The following is a 16,021-nucleotide window of genomic DNA, read 5'->3' as shown; positions in this document are numbered from 1 at the left end:
CAGGGAGCAGCCATGTGGCAGCCCAGCCCCAGCTATCCGGATCCGGCGGTACAGGTGCTGCAGCCGAGCTTCGAGAAGTACCGCATCGCACTAGCCGCTGTCGAGCGGCTGGCCACCGGCTTTCGCTTCACCGAAGGTCCGGTGTGGTTCGGTGATGGCCGCTATCTTCTCTTCAGCGACATCCCGAACAACCGCATCATGAAGTTGGAAGAGGAGACTGGAGCGGTGACCGTGTTCCGCAAGCCTTCGGACTTCACCAACGGCAACACACGCGACCGGCAAGGCCGGCTAGTGAGCTGCGAACACGGCACCCGCCGCGTCACCCGCACCGAATACGATGGCCGCATCACGGTGCTGGCCGATAGCTTCGACGGCAAGCCGCTGAATGCGCCGAACGACGTGGTGGTGAAATCGGATGGCAGCGTCTGGTTCACCGACCCGCCGTTCGGCATTTCAGGCGACTACGAGGGCCATCGCGCCGAGCCGCAGCTGCCGACCAACCTCTATCGCATCGATCCGGACAGCGGCAAGCTGACCGTGGCCACCGGAGACATGTTGTCGCCCAACGGCCTTGCATTTTCGCCCGACGAGTCGCGGCTGTACGTGGTCCAGAGCAGGGCCAAGCCGCATCGCAACATCGTCGCCTACGACGTGGTCGATGGCGTGGAACTAGCTAACCCGCGCGTGCTGATCGACTGCGGGCCCGGCATTCCGGACGGCCTGCGCTGCGACGAAGACGGTAATCTCTGGTGCGGCTGGGGCATGGGCAGTCCGGAACTCGATGGAGTGATGGTGTTTAGCCCCCAGGGTGAGCGGATCGGCCGCATTGCTCTGCCTGAGCGTTGCGCCAACCTGTGCTTCGGCGGCCGGCAGCGCAACCGCCTCTTCATGGCCGGCAGCCAGTCGCTGTACGCGCTCTACGTCAACACACGGGGGGCCGTCTGATGCCTGCACGCATTGCCTTCATCCATACCGTCGGCTTCCTGGTCGAGGACTTTCGCAAGCGTGTGCGCGAGGAGCTGCCCGCGGTCGATGCATTCCACATCCTCAACGAGAGCCTGTTGCAGGACCTGCTGCGCGGCGCGCCGCTGCCGCTGGTGTATCGCCGGGTGACGGAGCAGATCCAACTGGCGGCCGACGCCGGGGCGGACATCATCGCGGTGACTTGTTCCTCCACCTCGCCGGCCGTTGATACGGCGCGCAAGCTCGTGCGCCAGCCGGTGTTGAAAATCGACGACCCCATGGCGGCGGAAGCTGTGCGCCATGGCGGTCGCATCGGCCTGCTATGCACGGCGGCCAGCACCGTCGCGCCCAGCACAGCCCTGTTGCAGGCGCATGCCGCGGAGCAGGGCCGCAGCGTCACGATCATGCCGCTGGTGAATCCCGAGGCCTACCAGGCGTTGATGGCGGGGGAGCGCGGCAGCCATGACGAACAGGTGCGCGCTTCTGCACTGTTGCTGGCGCGGGAAGTGGACATGCTCGTACTCGCGCAGGCGTCGCTCGCGCATCTGCAGGGCGGACTGGCAACAGAACTGGCTTGCCCCGTGCTCGCGAGTCCACCCATGCTGATGCAGGCACTGAAGAGCCAACTGCAGCAGCTGGCGGCCGCATGAAGTTGGGCTGCCAATAAAATCCGCGCGCCTCAGGCGGAACCCTGCTCCAGCGTCGCGTTGAGCACGCGCTGGCGTGACTGCTCCACGTGCTCCTGCATGGCCTTGAGCGCGCCGGCTTCGTCGCGCGCCTTGAGCAATGCGATGAACTTCAGGTGTTCCTCCATGGCCGGCACCACGCGCTGTGGCCGCACCTGCTGGGCGTCGAGCCGGATCATGCGCACGTGCAGGCTGTTGGCGCGGTAGATCTCCGACAGGATTTCGTTGCCCATGGCGTCCACCATGCGGTCGTGCAGGGCCCAGTCCACGGCCAGCGCCTCCTGGTCGAGCTTGGCGTCGGGCTTGCCCGAGAGGGCCCGCTGCAGGATGGCCTGGTGCTTTTTCTCCTCGGCTTCCAGTTCCGCGTCGCTGGCGCTGCGCAGATAGTGAGCAACGGCCTCGCGCTCGATCATGGCGCGCACCTGGAAGGCGTTGCGGATCAGCTTGAGGTCGATATGCGCGATCTGCAGCCCGCGCTTGGGCACCGTGACCATGAGCCGCGCCGCTTCCAGCCGGGGGATCATCTCGCGCACCGCGCCCAGCGGCACGTCCAGCAACCGCACCAGCTCGCGCTGGGAAACGAACTGCCCGGCGCGCAGCCGTCCGTCCAGGATCTGCTGGCGGAACCGCTCGTAGGCGAGGGTCCGCAGCGACGGCGAGACGGCGGCGTCCTCCGGGGAGGCAGGGGCGGGCGCGGCGGTTTTCTTTCGGGTGGCGGGCATGGCAAGGCTGGGCTGAGACTCGCATTGTCGCGCCAAACGCCGGTAACCCACGGTTGCACGTTCAGCAAAAACGGCTTGACTACTCACTGACATGTCAACGTATACTCAGTGCGTCGCAACCCCCGTACCCACCCCAGGAGCCCCAGTTCATGCACACCGACCTCTTCGGCATCATCCCGCCCATCGTCACGCCTTTCACCGCCAACGGCGACGTGGATGAGCAGGCCTTCCGCGGCGTCGTCCGCTTCATGGTGAAGAAGAAGGTTCACGGCATCTGCGTCGGCGGCAGCAGCGGGGAAGGGCACACCTACTCCGCCGAGGAATTCAAGCGGCTCAACGAGATCGCCTGCGAAGAGGTCAACGGCGCCATCCCCGTCGTGGCCGGCATCATCGTCAACAGCACCCGCGACGCCATCGCCCGCGCCGCGTCGATCGCCCACCTGCCCATTGCCGGCCTGCAAGTCACGCCGGTGCACTACGTGTTCAAGCCGGACGAAGACGCCACGTACAAGCACTTCAAGGCGCTGTCGGAATCCACCAAGTTCCCGGTCATCATCTACAACGTCGTGCCGTGGAACTACCTCAGCCCGGCGCTGCTGGTGCGCATCATGAAGGACATGCCGGGCGTCATCGGCGTCAAGCAGTCCGCCGGCGACCTGAAGCTGATGGCCGACCTGCTGATCAACCTGCCCAAGGGCAAGAAGGTCTTCAGTGCCGTCGATGCGCTGCTGTATCCATCGTTCGCCCTCGGCGCGCACGGCACCATCGCCGCCAACCCGGCCGCCGTGCCCGGCGTGTGCATCAACCTGTGGAATGCCGTGCAAGCCGGCGACCACAAAAAGGCCAAGGAAATCCACGAAGCGCTGCTGCGTTTCTGGAACACCATCGCCTTCGACAACTTGCCCGCCAACATCAAGTTCTCGCTGTCGCTGCAGGGCTGCGAGACCGGCGTGCCCCGCATGCCCATGCCCGCCACTACGCCGGAGCAGGCCGCGAACATCCGCCGCGAGATGGACCAAGTGCTGCGCTACGACAACTGATCGTGAAGAAGATCCTCAACAGCCCCCAGGCTTACGTCGACGAGATGCTGGACGGCCTTGTCGCCGCGCATCCTGAAGCCTTGCGCCGACTGGGCGACGACGGCCGGGTGATCGCCCGCGCCGGCGGCGCCATCCAGGGCAAGGTCGGCATCGTCACCGGCGGCGGCTCCGGCCACCTGCCGGTGTTCCTGGGCTACGTGGGCGACGGCCTGCTCGATGCCTGCGCGGTGGGCAACGTGTTCGCCGGTCCGCGCGTGGGCGACTGCCAGGCCGCCGCACACGCGGCCGACGGCGGCGCCGGCGTGCTGCAGTTGTACGGCAACTATGGCGGCGACCGCATGAACTTCGACATGTCGCAGGAGTTCCTCGAACTCGAAGGCATGGAGGTCGCTTCGGTGCGGGTGGCGGACGACGTCGCCAGCGCGCCCAAGGCCGAGCGCGTCAAGCGCCGCGGCGTGGCCGGCATGGTCTACGCCTTCAAGGTCGCGGGTGCGCGCGCGGCCGAAGGCGCTTCGCTGAAAGAAGTGACGGCCGCCGCACAGAAGGCCGCGGATGCCTGCCGCTCCATCGGCGTGGCGCTCACGCCCTGCGTGGTGCCCGAGTCCGGCAAGCCCAGCTTCGCCATCGGCGACGGCGAGATCGAGGTCGGCATGGGCATCCATGGCGAGCCGGGAATCTGGCGCGGCGCCATGAAGCCGGCCGACGCGCTGGCCGACGAAATGCTGGAGCACCTGCTGCCCGAGCTCGAACTCACGCGGGGCAGCCGCGCAGCGGTGCTGGTCAACAGCCTGGGCGCCACACCCCATGAAGAGCTGTACATCCTCTACCGCCGCGTGGCCAAGGCCTTGGCGGACAGGGGCGTGACGGCTGTGATGCCGCTGGTCGGCCGCTACGCCACCTCGATGGAAATGGCGGGAGCCTCGCTCACGCTGATGCCGCTGGACAGCGAGCTGGAACGCTTGCTGAAGGCGCCGGCCCAATGTCCCTTCTGGAGAGTCTGATGCAGACCGTGACCCCCATCGTGGATGCCGCCGGCCTGCACGCAGCGCTTGCGCGCTGGTGCGATGCCATGGAAGCCGCGGCGCCCGAACTCAATGCGCTCGACGGCCGCCTCGGCGACGGCGACTTGGGCGCGACGCTATCCAAGTGTGCGGGCAATGTGCGCGAGCTGTTTGCCGCGCCGCCGGTGTCCCTGGAGACGCTGCTGAAATCCTGCGCCCAGGCCTGCGCCCGTGCCTCGGGTTCCAGCTTCGGCACGCTGCTGGCAGTGGGCTTCATGCAAGCCGCCCGCATCGTCGGGACGCGCCAGGTGCTGGGCCGCGATGACCTGGTCGAAGTGCTGACGGGGGTGCAACAGGCGCTCTCGCAGCGTGGCGGCGCCGCGCTGGGCGACAAGACCATGCTCGACAGCATTGATTTCATCGCGCGCGCGCTGAAGGTGTGCGATGCCGAGGCCGGTCCGCAGCCGCTGAAGCAAGCAGCCGTGCGGGGGGCGGAGCTGGCGCTGGAAGTCTTCCGCCAGCAGCCCAACCGCATCGGCCGCGCCCGCATGTTCGCCGAACGCAGCATCGGCATGGACGACCCCGGCATGGTTGCCGTGCGTCGCATGGCGCAGGCGCTTTGACCGGCATGGCCCAGACCACCATTCGTCGGGAACGGGCCCTCTCCGGCCGCGCCGAAGCGTACGAGCGCTTCTGCGATCAGCTGCGGCTCGCACGGGTGCGCCCGGGCCAGTTCATCTCCCAGCGCGAGCTGGTGGCGCTGCTCGACATGCCGCTGGGTTCCGTGCGCGAACTCATTCCGCGCCTGGAGGCGGCGGGCCTGCTGGTCACCGTGCCCAAGCGCGGGCTGCAGATCGCGCCGGTGGACCTCAAGCTGATTCGCAATGCGTTCCAGGTCCGCGCCATGATCGAGCGCGAGGCGATCTTTCATTTCACCCAGGTCGTCACGCCTGAGGAGCTGGACGCGCTCGAAGCCGACCACCTGCGCATGCGCGCGCGCGCCCAGGCGCCGCAGCCCGACTCCGCGCTGGATGCCGACGCCCAGCAGTTGGACTGGGGCTTCCACGACCGGATGGTGGACGCCATGGGCAACGAGATCCTGTCGGAGATGTACCGCGTCAACAGCCTGCATGTGCGGCTGATCGCGCTGGACGCAAGCCAGATCGCTGCGCAGCGCGTGCTGCCGGCCATGCAGGAGCACCTCATTTTTATCGCCGCGCTGCGCCGCCGGGACGCCCCCGCCGCGGTGGCGGCGCTCATGCACCACATCGGCAGCTCGCGCCAGCGGGTGATCGATGCCTCATCCAATTCGCCGGCCTCCGCGCGGGCGTTGGCTTTCGCCTGAGTTCAGGCACATACTTTCCAAGGAGACACCCATGAAGATCGCGTTGCAATCCCGAAGAGCAGTCCTCGCCGCATTGGCGCTGGGCGTGTTCGCCTCTCTCGCTCCGACTCAGCAAGCCCACGCACAAGCGCAAAAGCCCTACGCGCTGCCTGAAGGCAACATCACCATGCTTATTCCCGTCGCCCCGGCGGGCGGAACCGATCTCACGTTCCGGGCGCTCATGGAGGCGACCCGCAAGCACCTCGACAAAACCATCGTCGTGCTGAACCTGCCCGGTGCCGGCGGCGCTGTCGGACTGGCCCAGGCCGCGATCAAGCCCGCCAACGGCTTGAACATCAACTCCTACACCTCCGAGATCTTCACGCTGCCCATCTTCCAGCCGCTGACCTTCTCCGGCAAGGACTTCCGACCGATCATCCTGGTCAACGAAGACCCGGCCTGCCTGGTGGTGGCTGCCGACTCGAAGCTGAACACGCTCGAAGCCTTCATCGCCGAGGCCAAAGCCAATCCCGGCAAGATCAGCGTGGGCAACTCGGGCTTCGGCAACATCTGGCACCTGTCCGCTGCGGCCTTCGCCAAGAAAGCCGGCATCGAGTTGAACCAGATTCCGTACAACGGCTCCGCGCCGACGGTGCAGGCGGTTCTGGGTAACCACATCGAAGCCTTCGTCGCCAGCCCGCCCGAGGTGGCCACGCAAGTGGAAGCCGGCAAGATGAAGATCCTCGCGGTGATGGGCGACAAGCGCAACCCCAAGTTCCCCGACGTCCCGACGCTGAAAGAGAAGGGCATCGACCTGTCCGTCGGCACCTGGCGCGCCATCGGCGCGCCGGCCGGAACGCCTGACGAAGCCGTGAAGATCCTGCACGACGCTTTCGCCAAGGGCATGCAGGAAAAGTCGTTCACCGACTTCATGAACGGCCGCGGGCTCACCATCCGCTACCTGAACACCAAGGACCTGACGGATTTCGTGGCGCGCGAGCGGCCCTTCTACGAGAACCTGGCCGCCGAGATCAAGAAGACGGCCAAGCCGTAGCCATGTCGGCCCGGCCCTTCGAAGGCAGCATCGTCGTCGTGACGGGAGGCGCCGCCGGCATCGGCAAAGCAGTCGCGCAAGCGTTCGTGGAGGCGGGTGCGGTGGTGGCCATCCTGGACCGCGAACCGGGCACCCCTTCCGACGGCGTGACGGCGCTTCAGGCCGATGTCACGAGCGACGCCGGCGTGAGCGCCGCCATCGAGTCCTTCGCCGCCCAGCACGGCCGGATCGATGTGCTGGTGGCGAATGCCGGCGTCAGCTATCCGGCGACGGTCGAAGACGGTCCGCTCGAAGACTGGCAGCGCATCCTCGATATCAACGTGCTGGGCTACGTTCGCGCAACTCGCGCGGCGCTGCCTTACCTGCGGAAGTCGGAGCATGCGGCGATCGTCAACATGTCCTCCTGCACCGCGGCCACGGGGCTGCGCCGGCGCGTGCTCTATTCGGCCACCAAGGGGGCCATCGAGGCGATGACCCGGGCGATGGCCGCCGACCTGTTGGCGGAGGGCATACGCGTCAACTGCGTCAGTCCCGGCACGGTCGATACACCTCTCATCCGCAAGTTGATCGACGAGGCGCCGGATCCTGGGCGGCAACGGCGGGTTTACAACGACCGCCAACCGACCGGTGTCATGGTGTCGGCCGAAGAAGTGGCACGTGCAGTGCTGTACCTGGCGGATCCCCGCGCGCAATCCACCGTCGGCTCGGTGCTGACGGTCGATGGCGGGCTGGCATCCTTGCGGCTGTTCGACTCGTAGAGCGGCCGGTCACCTGGTGAGCGCGTTCTGCTTGCGCTTCTCCATCTGGGTTGCCAATCCGTGTTGTCGCTGCGCGACTCGACCGCACCATGGCGCTAGGTCCTACATAGCGCAGAGCTTGAGCCCCATAGCATTTTGTGATCTTTCCTGGAGAAGTTTTTCATGATTGACACCGCGGGCTGCGATATCCCAAAGTCTCGTCTGGTCAGCGGTTTGCGATGGTTCTTCGGTATTGCCCTGATCGCGGTCTTGGCTGCGTGCGGTGGCGGCGGCGGTCGCGAGCAATCGACCGGCACGCTCGTGGAGTCGGGGAGCAGGGCCAGTTGCAGCTATCAGCATCTGTACATCACGGTTGAGAACGTCCAGGCGCGTCTGCGGGCAGCCGGCGGCGAACAGTCAAAGGACAGCGCGCTGCCGGCTCCTCAGCGCATCGATCTCATGAACCTCAGCGGCGGGTTGTTGCAAGCACTCGGCGCCGCGCCCCTGCCGCCCGGCCACTACACCGAGCTGCGGCTCATCCTGGCGGCCAACGACACGGGCAACAGATTGGCCCATGCCGTCCACCCGACCGACGGCAACCTGGCTGAACTGAGCGTGCCCGGCGGCGCGCAAAGCGGACTGAAGCTCAAAGGCGACTTCGTGGTGCCTGCGGGTCAGGCCGGCGATTTGGTGCTGCAACGATTTGACCCTTGCGAGCTAGCGGCGCAGACTGGCAATCGCAACTCGCCCCGGTATCAGTTGAAGCCTGAGATGTCGGCCATTGTTCAACTCGCGGTCGTTGCGCCCGAAACGCAGATACCCTCGGGCACGGTCATGCCACTGATGGGTGGCGGCTACGCGCTGTCGCGGTTGGAGGGGACGAGCACCTGGGTGCTACAGCGCTATGGCGCCAACGGCCAGCTGGCAGGGGGTGAAACGACCCTAGCTCCAGCGCTCGGCGCGGCCGATTCGCTGCTGAAGATCGCGCCTTTGACCGGCGGCGATTATGCAGTGACCTGGCTGAGGCTGGTTCAATTCGAGCGGTTCGGGGGCAGCCTGTACGACGTGATGACGCAGAGCTTCTCGTCGGCGGGCGTGGCCATCAACAGCCCGCTGTCGATCGGGCAAGCCATACCCGGTCGCTACTGGATCTCCCGGCCCATCGCCTTGCCGCAAATCGCCGCGCTCGCGGGCGGCGGCTATGTGGTGGTTTGGGCCTTGCCGTCCCATACCGATTCCGGGATCTATGCGCAGCGATTGAACGCGGACGGCACCCCCGCTGCGGCGGTGCACCAGGTCACGCCCGACGGCTCGGGTTACCTGGGCGTCACCGGCCTCGCCACGGGCGGCTATATCGTCAACTGGGGCAGTGGAGGAGCTGCCGGGTTCGTCCGGGCCTACTCAGCCGCCGACGCGCCGCTTGGGCCGCCGCAGCCCGCTGGACCCGCCTGGGCCGGCTTGGGCTTTGGGGGCGACGAACCCAATGTCGGTTCGGCGCTGACGGGTGGCGGGGCCGTCATGGCATGGGTGAGGTTCGAATCGTTCGCGTCGTCAACGCCCTATGTGCACATCTTGCAACTGGCGCCGGACGCAACGCCGCTGGGCGCCGCGAGGATCGTGGACGGGTCCACCGCCCCGGCTATCGGTCACTCCGCTGCAGCGGCCGCGGGTTTGGCCGATGGCGGCTACGTGGTCGCGTGGATCGAGGTTGGCGAAGTGCACGCGCGGCGCTTCGCGGCCGATGGCACGCCCGTCGGCGAGGAGACGCGCATCAACCTGGTCACCACCTCCTCCGCGGGGCCGGTCACCGTCGTGGCCATGGCCGGCGGCGGCTTCATGATTTCCTGGAGTGGAGTCGGGGCGGACAGCCTCCGCTCGAGCTACGCGCGCGTCTTTCCGGCGACCGGCCTGCTGGGCTTCCCGTAGCTTTGCGCCGCGCGCGGGGGAATCGTCGTCAATAATCGGATCGATGAACCCTGCGCATTCGATCTGGAGTCCGCTGCGCCTCCCGGCGTTCCGCGGCCTCTGGGCCAGTAGCGGCATCTATTTCATCGGCAACGCCATGCAGGCCATGGCGGCTTCGTGGCTGATGGTGGAGCTGACCGGCTCCTCGTTCCTGGCGGCGCTGGTGCAAACCGCGGTGTTCCTGCCGATGTTCCTGCTGTCGCTGCCTTCCGGCGTGCTGGCCGATACCACGGACCGGCGGCGTCTCATCCTCTCGGCATTGGCGGTGCAGGCGGCGACGGTGGTGCTGCTGGCGCTGCTGGTGCTGGCCGGCGTGGCGGGGCCGGCCACGCTGCTGTTCTTCACCTTTGTCGCGGGCTGCTGCACGGCGCTTTTCTCGCCGGCCTGGAATTCCACCGTGGCCGACACGGTTCCGCGCGAGGACATGCCGCAGGCCATCACGGCGATGTCGATGGCGTGGAACGGCGCCCGCGCCCTGGGGCCGGCCCTGGCGGGCCTGGTGTTCGCGCAGCTGGGCGCCGGCTGGGTGTTTGCCCTGGCGGTGGCCAGCGCCTTCGTGATGATGCAGGCCATCCGCCGCTGGCCGCCCAAACCGCATCCTCAATCCCGCTTGCCTGCAGAGCGGCTTTGGGGCGGCACGCTCAGCGGCCTGCGGTTCGCGCGCCATTCGCGAATCATCCTGGCGCAGCTGCTGCGGACGGTGGCCTACAGCGCGACCGGCTCGGCGCTGTGGGCTTTGCTGCCGGTTATCGGCCAACGCCAGCTGGGGCTGGGCGCCGCGGGCTTCGGCCTGTTGATGGCGTGCCTGGGCACCGGCGCCGTGGCGGCGGGCCTGGTGCTGGGCCGTGTGCGCGCGCGCATCGGCCTGGAGGCCCTGGTGGCCGGCTGCTGCGTCATCTTCGCGGCGGTGATGGCGGTGGCGGCGCTGGTGCCCATTCCCATCGTGGTCTATGGGGCCTTGGTCATCGGCGGCGCCGCCTGGATGGCGGTGATGTCCACCTTCAACACCGCCACCCAGACCAGCGCACCGCCCTGGGTGCGCTCGCGGGCCGCGGCACTGCATACCCTGAGCGCGCTGGGCTCATTCGCCATCGGCTCGGCGTTCTGGGGCGCCGTGTCCAGCCTTGCGGGCCTCTCGGTGGCTCTGTGCGCCGCCGCGGTTCTGATGGCTGCGGGCCCGCTGCTGGCACGGCCGTTCCCGCTGCGCATGGGCGAACTGGGTGAGGTCACGCCGGGCACCCCCTGGGAAGAGCTGTTCATCGTGGCGGAACCCAAGCCCGAGGATGGGCCGGTGGCCGTGGAGATCGGCTACCGCATCCGCCAGGGCGAGGCCGACGAGTTCCTGAACGCCGTGACCCTGTTGCGCGCGCCGCGGCGGCGCGACGGAGCGACCTTCTGGCGGATCTATCGCGACCTGGCCGACTCGTCGCGCTATGTGGAGCGCTTCATCGTGACGTCCTGGGCCGAATACCTTCACCAGCGCGCCCGCGCTACGATGGCTGACCAGCAGCTGGAATCGCGCGTGCGCGAATTCCTGTTGCCCGGCGAGTCGGTCACGATGCAGCATTACATCGCGGAGCGCTGAGCCAAAAGTCTTTCGAATCCCTTGAGCAGCAAGAAGCAGTACATGTCACTCCCGACCCCCGCCCCCCGCACCCACCTCCACACCCGTGCCGTCACCTACCGCGGCTATCTTCGCGAAGATGGCTTGTGGGAGATCGAAGGCGAGTTGTCGGACGTCAAGACCTACGGTACCGACATGTCCGAGCGCGGCCACATGCCACCGGGCACGCCGGTCCACGGCATGGCGATTCGCGTCACCGTGGACGACACGATGACCATCCGCGAGATCGCCGCGGCCATGGACTTCACGCCGTTTGGCGAATGCCAGCAGGGCACGGACCCGATGCAGCGGATGGTCGGCACCTGCATGGGGCCGGGCTGGCGCCAGGCGATCGAGCGGGCGCTCGGCGGCATCAAGGGCTGCACGCACCTGCGCGAGCTGCTGTTCAACATGGCCACCGCGGCCTACCAGACCGTCTTTCCCTACCAGCAGCACCAGCGCACCCTGGCGGGCCTGTCGCTCAGTGCCACCCCCGAGCCGCCCTACCACCTGGGTCGCTGCATCGCCTGGGATTTCAACGGGGCAGTGGTGCAGCGCCACTACCCGCAGTTCGCCGGCTGGCAGCCGGTGCGGCGCGTGAGCAAGCTGGGCAGCTGAGGCGCGCGCCTCTAGCGTGGCCTCAGTCCCGGGTCAATGGGCAGGTCGCGTTCGTGGAAGAAGCCGAAATAAGCGGCTACGACGGCCAGCCCCGCATGCAGCCAGATATCGTGCCCATACAGGGGAACAAAGCCGAACGCCGTGTGCAGGTTCATTTGCGTGATCAGGCCCATGACCGTGAGCAGGGCATAGGCGATCGCCACCGTCTTGCCATAAATGCGCGCCGCCGAGTCCGACTTTGCCGCCAACAGGCCCCACGCCCCGAACAGCAAATGAGCCAGGTTGTGGAGAACGTTCACCGGGAAAAGTCCCACCACCAGGCCCAGGCCAGCCGTCACGATCACGTCCGGGTGGGTGTGCGGCATGGTGATGCCGGGAATGAACCCGGCGATGCCCGCGAGCAGGAATACGATGCCGAAGATCAGCGCGAAGCGTCTGAGGGTACTCATGATTCGCCTCCAGCAGTTGCAGGAGTTCCAGTCTATCCCTCTAACGAAGACAGCAGTTCCTGAAGGGTCTCGAGCTCAGCAGGCAGGCCGGCACCGTTGTTGATGGGCGAGGGCTCGACGTTCTCGGCGGCTGCCGCGAGCGGGAGCCGCACGGTGAACTCGCTGCCCTGGCCACCTTCTTCTGCGCCGTCACGTCGCGGAAATAGACCGAGAATGACGCCATGAGCATCGTCGATTCCCTGATGGGTTCGTTGCATTCGCTGGAGGGTTTCCCGGCTTACGCTCTGCTGTTCGGCCTGTTGTTCGGCTCCGGATTCGGGCTGCCGATCAACGAAGACATCCTCCTGCTCGGGGCGGCCGCGCTCACGCTCAAGGGCGTCATGGATCCGATACCGCTGATCGCGGTTGCATGGTTCGGGGTACTGACGGCCGACACATTGATCTTCCACTGGGGGCATCGATTCGGCGCGCGGATGCTGCAGCATCGGTTGTTTGCGCGGCTGGTGCCGCCGCGGCGCGTGGCATCCATGCAGGCCGCGATGCTGCGCTATGGGCCCGGCTATATTTTCCTGGCGCGATTCATGCCGGGGATACGAACCGCCCTGTACTTCGCGGCCGGTTCGCTGAAGATGCCGTACCGGCACCAGTTCATCTTCGACGGCGCGGCGGCGGCGGTGGAGTTGCCATTGCTGGTGTACGGCGTGCGCTACCTGGGTGGTCGCTGGGACGAGATCATGGCCTTCGTTGGACACTTCCAGGCCTTCCTGGTGCCCGGCATCCTGCTGCTGGTGCTGGGCGTGTGGCTGATCAGAGCAGTTCGTTGATCATGTAGAACGCGTTGTCTTTGGTCTTGTGCCAGAGGCCGCGGTTCTTCCAGACCTCCAGTTTTATTTCGTCCGCCCGAGCGACGTACTTCTCGAAGATGCCGTCGATCTGCTGCGCCAGTTTGGCGTCGAGGATTCCCAGGGTGATCTCGTCGTTGGTGTCGAAGGAACGATCGTCGAAGTTGCTGGAGCCCACCGCGCTCCACACCCCATCGATGGTCATGACCTTCTGGTGCAGGAGGGTGTGGGAGTATTCGAACAGCCGCACGCCGCACTTCAGGAGCTTCTCGAAGTTGCGGTGTCCCGCGTGCTGCACCATGGGGTTGTCGGAGCCGCTGGTCGAAGGCATCAGCACCCGCACATCGACACCGCGCTTCACGGCTTGGCCGAATGCGTCGATGGCCTCCGGCTCCGGGATGAAATAGGGGTTCTGGATCCAGATGCGCTTGCGGGCCAGGCAGATGGCGGTGTGGTGAAGAATCTTCACGGCAGGCGCCGAGCCTTCCGGCTTCAGGTAGGCCGCGTGGATCAATGCGTCGCCAGCCGGCTTCAGCTCAGGGAACACGTCGTCGCCGACGAAAAGCTCCCCGGTTTCGCCGCCCCAGTTCTCGCTGAAGGCCGCCTGCACGCTGTGCACGATGGGGCCGTGCAGGCGCAGGCTGATGTCGGCGTAGTGCTTGCCATCCTCGGCATTCCCGAGCCACTTGTCCACCACGCAGTGGCCGCCGACGAATGCCTCGCGGCCGTCGATCACGACCAGCTTGCGGTGGTCGCGGTCGTTCAGCACGCCCAGGTTGCGAAACGACCGCTTGTGGAAGAACACGAGCCGGCAGCCCGCGTCCCTCATCTGCTGGCGCGCGGCCTTGCCAACTTTCTTGGAGCCGGTGGCGTCCAGCGTTACGCGCACTTTCAAGCCGGCGCGCGCCCGGTCCGAGAGAGCGTCGGCGACGCGCTGGCCCAGCGTCCCTTCCTCCCACAGGAAAGTCTCGAAGTGCACGGTTTTGGTGGCGGCGCGGATGCGCTCTATCAATACGTCGAAGAAGGCGCCGTTCTCCAGCAGTTCCACCGAGTTACCCGCGATCGCGCTGCCCAGCGTCAGGCCGGAGAGCGAGGGCATGAGCTTGTCGATCGGGGAGTCGCACTCGATGTTGAGGATCGGGCTTTGGTGGCGCCGCACCGACCACATCATGATCAGCAGCAAAGCGGCGATGCCGAAGGACAGTCCGATCCAGAAAGTAGTGCTCATCATGGCTCGGCAATTATGGGGTTTGTTGGCAAAACGAGGTGCCCTTCGTCAGGTCGGAGCCCCAGGTGCGATACCCGCTGGTGTCCAGGTGGATGCGCCCGCTGGGATACCTGCTGACACCCATGTCCCAGGCCTTGCCGTCGGTTCGCCAGAAGTCGCACAAGAGCGCCTCGTCGATCTTGCCGTCGCGGGAAATGACGTCGATGGCAAAGGCTTGCGTGTGGGCGCTGTCCCTTGCCCCGCCGGCGCAGGCATTCAGCTCGGGGTTGCGGAAGTTCGATACCGCTTCGAAGTCGGCCAGGATCTTCCTGCTCTTCAACTCGGCGACCAGCGTGAGCACCTTCGCCACATCCAGCCACTGGGCGCGGGGCGGTAGCTCGAAACGGGGCCCGCCGCATTTCCTCCAGTCGGTGGCGGTTCGCACGAGCTGGCGCGTGGGTATGACGCCATCGAGGTTCGACGTTGCGAGGTATTGCTCGAACTCGCTCACGGGCGCGCTTCGTGCCCATTGCGTGAAGGCTTCCAGTTCGGCTTCGACCGGCAAGAACGAGCATGCACCCACCAGCAGCGGGGCGATGGCAAGGCTTGCGATGACTGTCCGGTGCATGGATGGATTCGGTATTGGGTATTAAGATGTAGATTGTCTGCCAACATATAGATTCCAATGCCCAATATCGGAACGGTTCTAAAAAGCGAAATTTCAAGGGTTTCGCGCAAGGAAGTGCGCGGGGAGACCCAAGCGCTGAAAAAGTCCATTTCGCAGTACCGCACGCAGATCGCCGACCTCAAGCGGCGCATGCAGGCGCTGGAGCAGCAAGTCAAGCGCCTGCGCAAGGTCACCGTGAAGGCTGGGGCGCCAGAGGCCGAGGTCGAACCACAGACGAAGATCCGTTTCAGCGCCAAGAGCCTGGTGGCCCAGCGCCGAAGGCTAGGGCTGTCCGCAGCCGCGCTGGCCCGCCTGCTCGGCGTGTCGGCCCTGTCAGTGTACAAATGGGAGAGCGGCAATACCCGTCCGCGCGCCAAGCAGATCGAGGCGATCGCGGCGTTGCGCAGTATGGGCAAGCGAGACGTCGCGCAGCAGCTCGAAGGCTAACCCTGGGGCTTCACCCAGGTGAAGACGCGCACCGGCGGGATGTTGATCGGTTCCCACTCCGCCGCGGGCTGCCCGAGATAGGGCGAGACGAAGCGGGCTACATGCGTGCGAACCTGGTAGGCCACGAAACGGCCACCCGGCCGCAACGCGCGGGAGATGGCAGCGGCCACCCGATCGGAAACCTCGGGTGGCATGGTGGAGAACGGTATTCCCGACACGATCGCGTCGGGCGCAGCTATATGGTTTGTAGCCAGGAATTGCTCCAGGTGCTCGGCGCTGCCGAGTTCGACGACCAGCCGTGGATCGCGCCGCGAGACGCACAGGTGATGGTGGAAAACGCTGTCGAGTTCTATGGCCATCAGCCGCGCCGAGGGCCGCATGGCCTGCAGCAGGGCGGCCGTGGTGCCGCCCGTGCCGGGGCCCAGTTCGACGACGGTGCGTGCCTCGCTGACCCGGCCGCAACGCGCCAGCCGCTGTTCGAGGTGGTGCGAACTCGGGATCACCGAGCCGACCTGGGCGGGATGGCGGAAAAACCCGCGAAGAAATTCGAGACTGTCACGGACCTGCCCGAGGCTGAGATTGCCGCTGGGCAATGGGCTTCGTCGGACAGGCTGTCCGGCTTGCTGTTCGTTCATGGTGCCCGCTTGTCTCTGGCTGGTTGATGAGGGATTCTGCGGTCGGCAAGCGGCCGGCGCT

At 66.4% G+C, this 16,021-nt stretch carries 18 protein-coding genes; 13 read left to right on the top strand and 5 right to left on the bottom strand.

Annotation, left to right across the window (positions count from 1 at the left end):
* Window positions 1-12 precede the first annotated feature (12 nt).
* Window positions 13-945 (top strand): SMP-30/gluconolactonase/LRE family protein, encoded by a 933-nt coding sequence (locus HNE04_RS02915; RefSeq protein WP_172216563.1) that lies wholly within the window; start codon window positions 13-15, stop codon window positions 943-945.
* Window positions 945-1,613 carry an aspartate/glutamate racemase family protein gene (locus HNE04_RS02910; RefSeq protein WP_172216561.1) on the top strand — a complete coding sequence of 223 codons (669 nt, stop codon included), beginning with the start codon at window positions 945-947 and terminating at the stop codon, window positions 1,611-1,613. The genes HNE04_RS02915 and HNE04_RS02910 overlap by 1 nt, the downstream gene beginning before the upstream one ends.
* A gap of 29 nt (window positions 1,614-1,642) precedes the next feature.
* Here HNE04_RS02910 and HNE04_RS02905 read toward each other — a convergent pair whose 3' ends face one another.
* Window positions 1,643-2,371, bottom strand: coding sequence for a GntR family transcriptional regulator (locus tag HNE04_RS02905; protein WP_172216559.1), 729 nt, complete (start codon window positions 2,369-2,371; stop codon window positions 1,643-1,645).
* A 149-nt stretch (window positions 2,372-2,520) separates the two neighbouring features.
* Here HNE04_RS02905 and HNE04_RS02900 point away from each other — a divergent pair, with 149 nt between their 5' ends.
* The 9 genes from HNE04_RS02900 to HNE04_RS02860 all read left to right on the top strand — a co-directional run bounded on the left by HNE04_RS02900 (window position 2,521) and on the right by HNE04_RS02860 (window position 11,713).
* Window positions 2,521-3,411 carry a dihydrodipicolinate synthase family protein gene (locus HNE04_RS02900; protein WP_172216557.1) on the top strand — a complete coding sequence of 297 codons (891 nt, stop codon included), beginning with the start codon at window positions 2,521-2,523 and terminating at the stop codon, window positions 3,409-3,411.
* A gap of 2 nt (window positions 3,412-3,413) precedes the next feature.
* Window positions 3,414-4,412: a dihydroxyacetone kinase subunit DhaK gene (locus HNE04_RS02895; protein ID WP_172216555.1), complete on the top strand. Its 999-nt coding sequence runs from the start codon at window positions 3,414-3,416 to the stop codon at window positions 4,410-4,412.
* Window positions 4,412-5,035, top strand: coding sequence for a DAK2 domain-containing protein (locus HNE04_RS02890; protein WP_172216553.1), 624 nt, complete (start codon window positions 4,412-4,414; stop codon window positions 5,033-5,035). The genes HNE04_RS02895 and HNE04_RS02890 overlap by 1 nt, the downstream gene beginning before the upstream one ends.
* Before the next feature lie 5 nt (window positions 5,036-5,040).
* Window positions 5,041-5,757 (top strand): GntR family transcriptional regulator, encoded by a 717-nt coding sequence (locus tag HNE04_RS02885; RefSeq protein ID WP_172216551.1) that lies wholly within the window; start codon window positions 5,041-5,043, stop codon window positions 5,755-5,757.
* A 31-nt stretch (window positions 5,758-5,788) separates the two neighbouring features.
* On the top strand, window positions 5,789-6,790 hold the full coding sequence (locus HNE04_RS02880) for a tripartite tricarboxylate transporter substrate binding protein (RefSeq protein WP_172216549.1): 1,002 nt from the start codon (window positions 5,789-5,791) through the stop codon (window positions 6,788-6,790).
* A 2-nt stretch (window positions 6,791-6,792) separates the two neighbouring features.
* Window positions 6,793-7,548, top strand: coding sequence for an SDR family NAD(P)-dependent oxidoreductase (locus HNE04_RS02875; RefSeq protein ID WP_172216548.1), 756 nt, complete (start codon window positions 6,793-6,795; stop codon window positions 7,546-7,548).
* A 162-nt stretch (window positions 7,549-7,710) separates the two neighbouring features.
* On the top strand, window positions 7,711-9,453 hold the full coding sequence (locus tag HNE04_RS02870; protein WP_172216546.1) for a DUF4382 domain-containing protein: 1,743 nt from the start codon (window positions 7,711-7,713) through the stop codon (window positions 9,451-9,453).
* Between the two features lie 43 nt (window positions 9,454-9,496).
* Window positions 9,497-11,077, top strand: a complete 1,581-nt coding sequence (locus tag HNE04_RS02865; protein ID WP_172216544.1) for an MFS transporter — start codon at window positions 9,497-9,499, stop codon at window positions 11,075-11,077.
* 42 nt (window positions 11,078-11,119) lie between these two features.
* A complete protein-coding gene (locus tag HNE04_RS02860) occupies window positions 11,120-11,713 on the top strand; it encodes a DUF2889 domain-containing protein (protein WP_172216542.1) in 594 nt (197 codons plus the stop codon).
* Between the two features lie 11 nt (window positions 11,714-11,724).
* Here the strand turns inward: HNE04_RS02860 and HNE04_RS02855 are convergent, their stop codons facing one another.
* On the bottom strand, window positions 11,725-12,162 hold the full coding sequence (locus HNE04_RS02855) for a DUF4383 domain-containing protein (RefSeq protein ID WP_172216540.1): 438 nt from the start codon (window positions 12,160-12,162) through the stop codon (window positions 11,725-11,727).
* Window positions 12,163-12,383: 221 nt separating this feature from the next.
* Here HNE04_RS02855 and HNE04_RS02850 point away from each other — a divergent pair, with 221 nt between their 5' ends.
* A complete protein-coding gene (locus HNE04_RS02850; RefSeq protein WP_172216538.1) occupies window positions 12,384-12,986 on the top strand; it encodes a DedA family protein in 603 nt (200 codons plus the stop codon).
* Here the strand turns inward: HNE04_RS02850 and HNE04_RS02845 are convergent.
* On the bottom strand, window positions 12,970-14,235 hold the full coding sequence (locus HNE04_RS02845) for a phospholipase D-like domain-containing protein (RefSeq protein ID WP_172216536.1): 1,266 nt from the start codon (window positions 14,233-14,235) through the stop codon (window positions 12,970-12,972). The genes HNE04_RS02850 and HNE04_RS02845 overlap by 17 nt on opposite strands.
* Window positions 14,236-14,245: 10 nt before the next feature.
* A complete protein-coding gene (locus HNE04_RS02840; protein WP_172216534.1) occupies window positions 14,246-14,839 on the bottom strand; it encodes a D-Ala-D-Ala carboxypeptidase family metallohydrolase in 594 nt (197 codons plus the stop codon).
* A gap of 57 nt (window positions 14,840-14,896) precedes the next feature.
* Here HNE04_RS02840 and HNE04_RS02835 point away from each other — a divergent pair, with 57 nt between their 5' ends.
* Window positions 14,897-15,325 carry a helix-turn-helix domain-containing protein gene (locus tag HNE04_RS02835; RefSeq protein WP_172216532.1) on the top strand — a complete coding sequence of 143 codons (429 nt, stop codon included), beginning with the start codon at window positions 14,897-14,899 and terminating at the stop codon, window positions 15,323-15,325.
* Here the strand turns inward: HNE04_RS02835 and HNE04_RS02830 are convergent.
* Complete coding sequence (locus tag HNE04_RS02830) at window positions 15,322-15,960, bottom strand: class I SAM-dependent methyltransferase (protein ID WP_172216530.1); 639 nt, start codon at window positions 15,958-15,960, stop codon at window positions 15,322-15,324. The two genes, HNE04_RS02835 and HNE04_RS02830, sit on opposite strands and share 4 nt — an antisense overlap.
* Between the last annotated feature and the right edge of the window lie 61 nt (window positions 15,961-16,021).

The organism is Caenimonas soli (assembly GCF_013155545.1).
Lineage (GTDB): Bacteria > Pseudomonadota > Gammaproteobacteria > Burkholderiales > Burkholderiaceae_C > Ramlibacter > Ramlibacter soli.
This window is presented reverse-complemented; position numbering and strand designations above follow the sequence as displayed.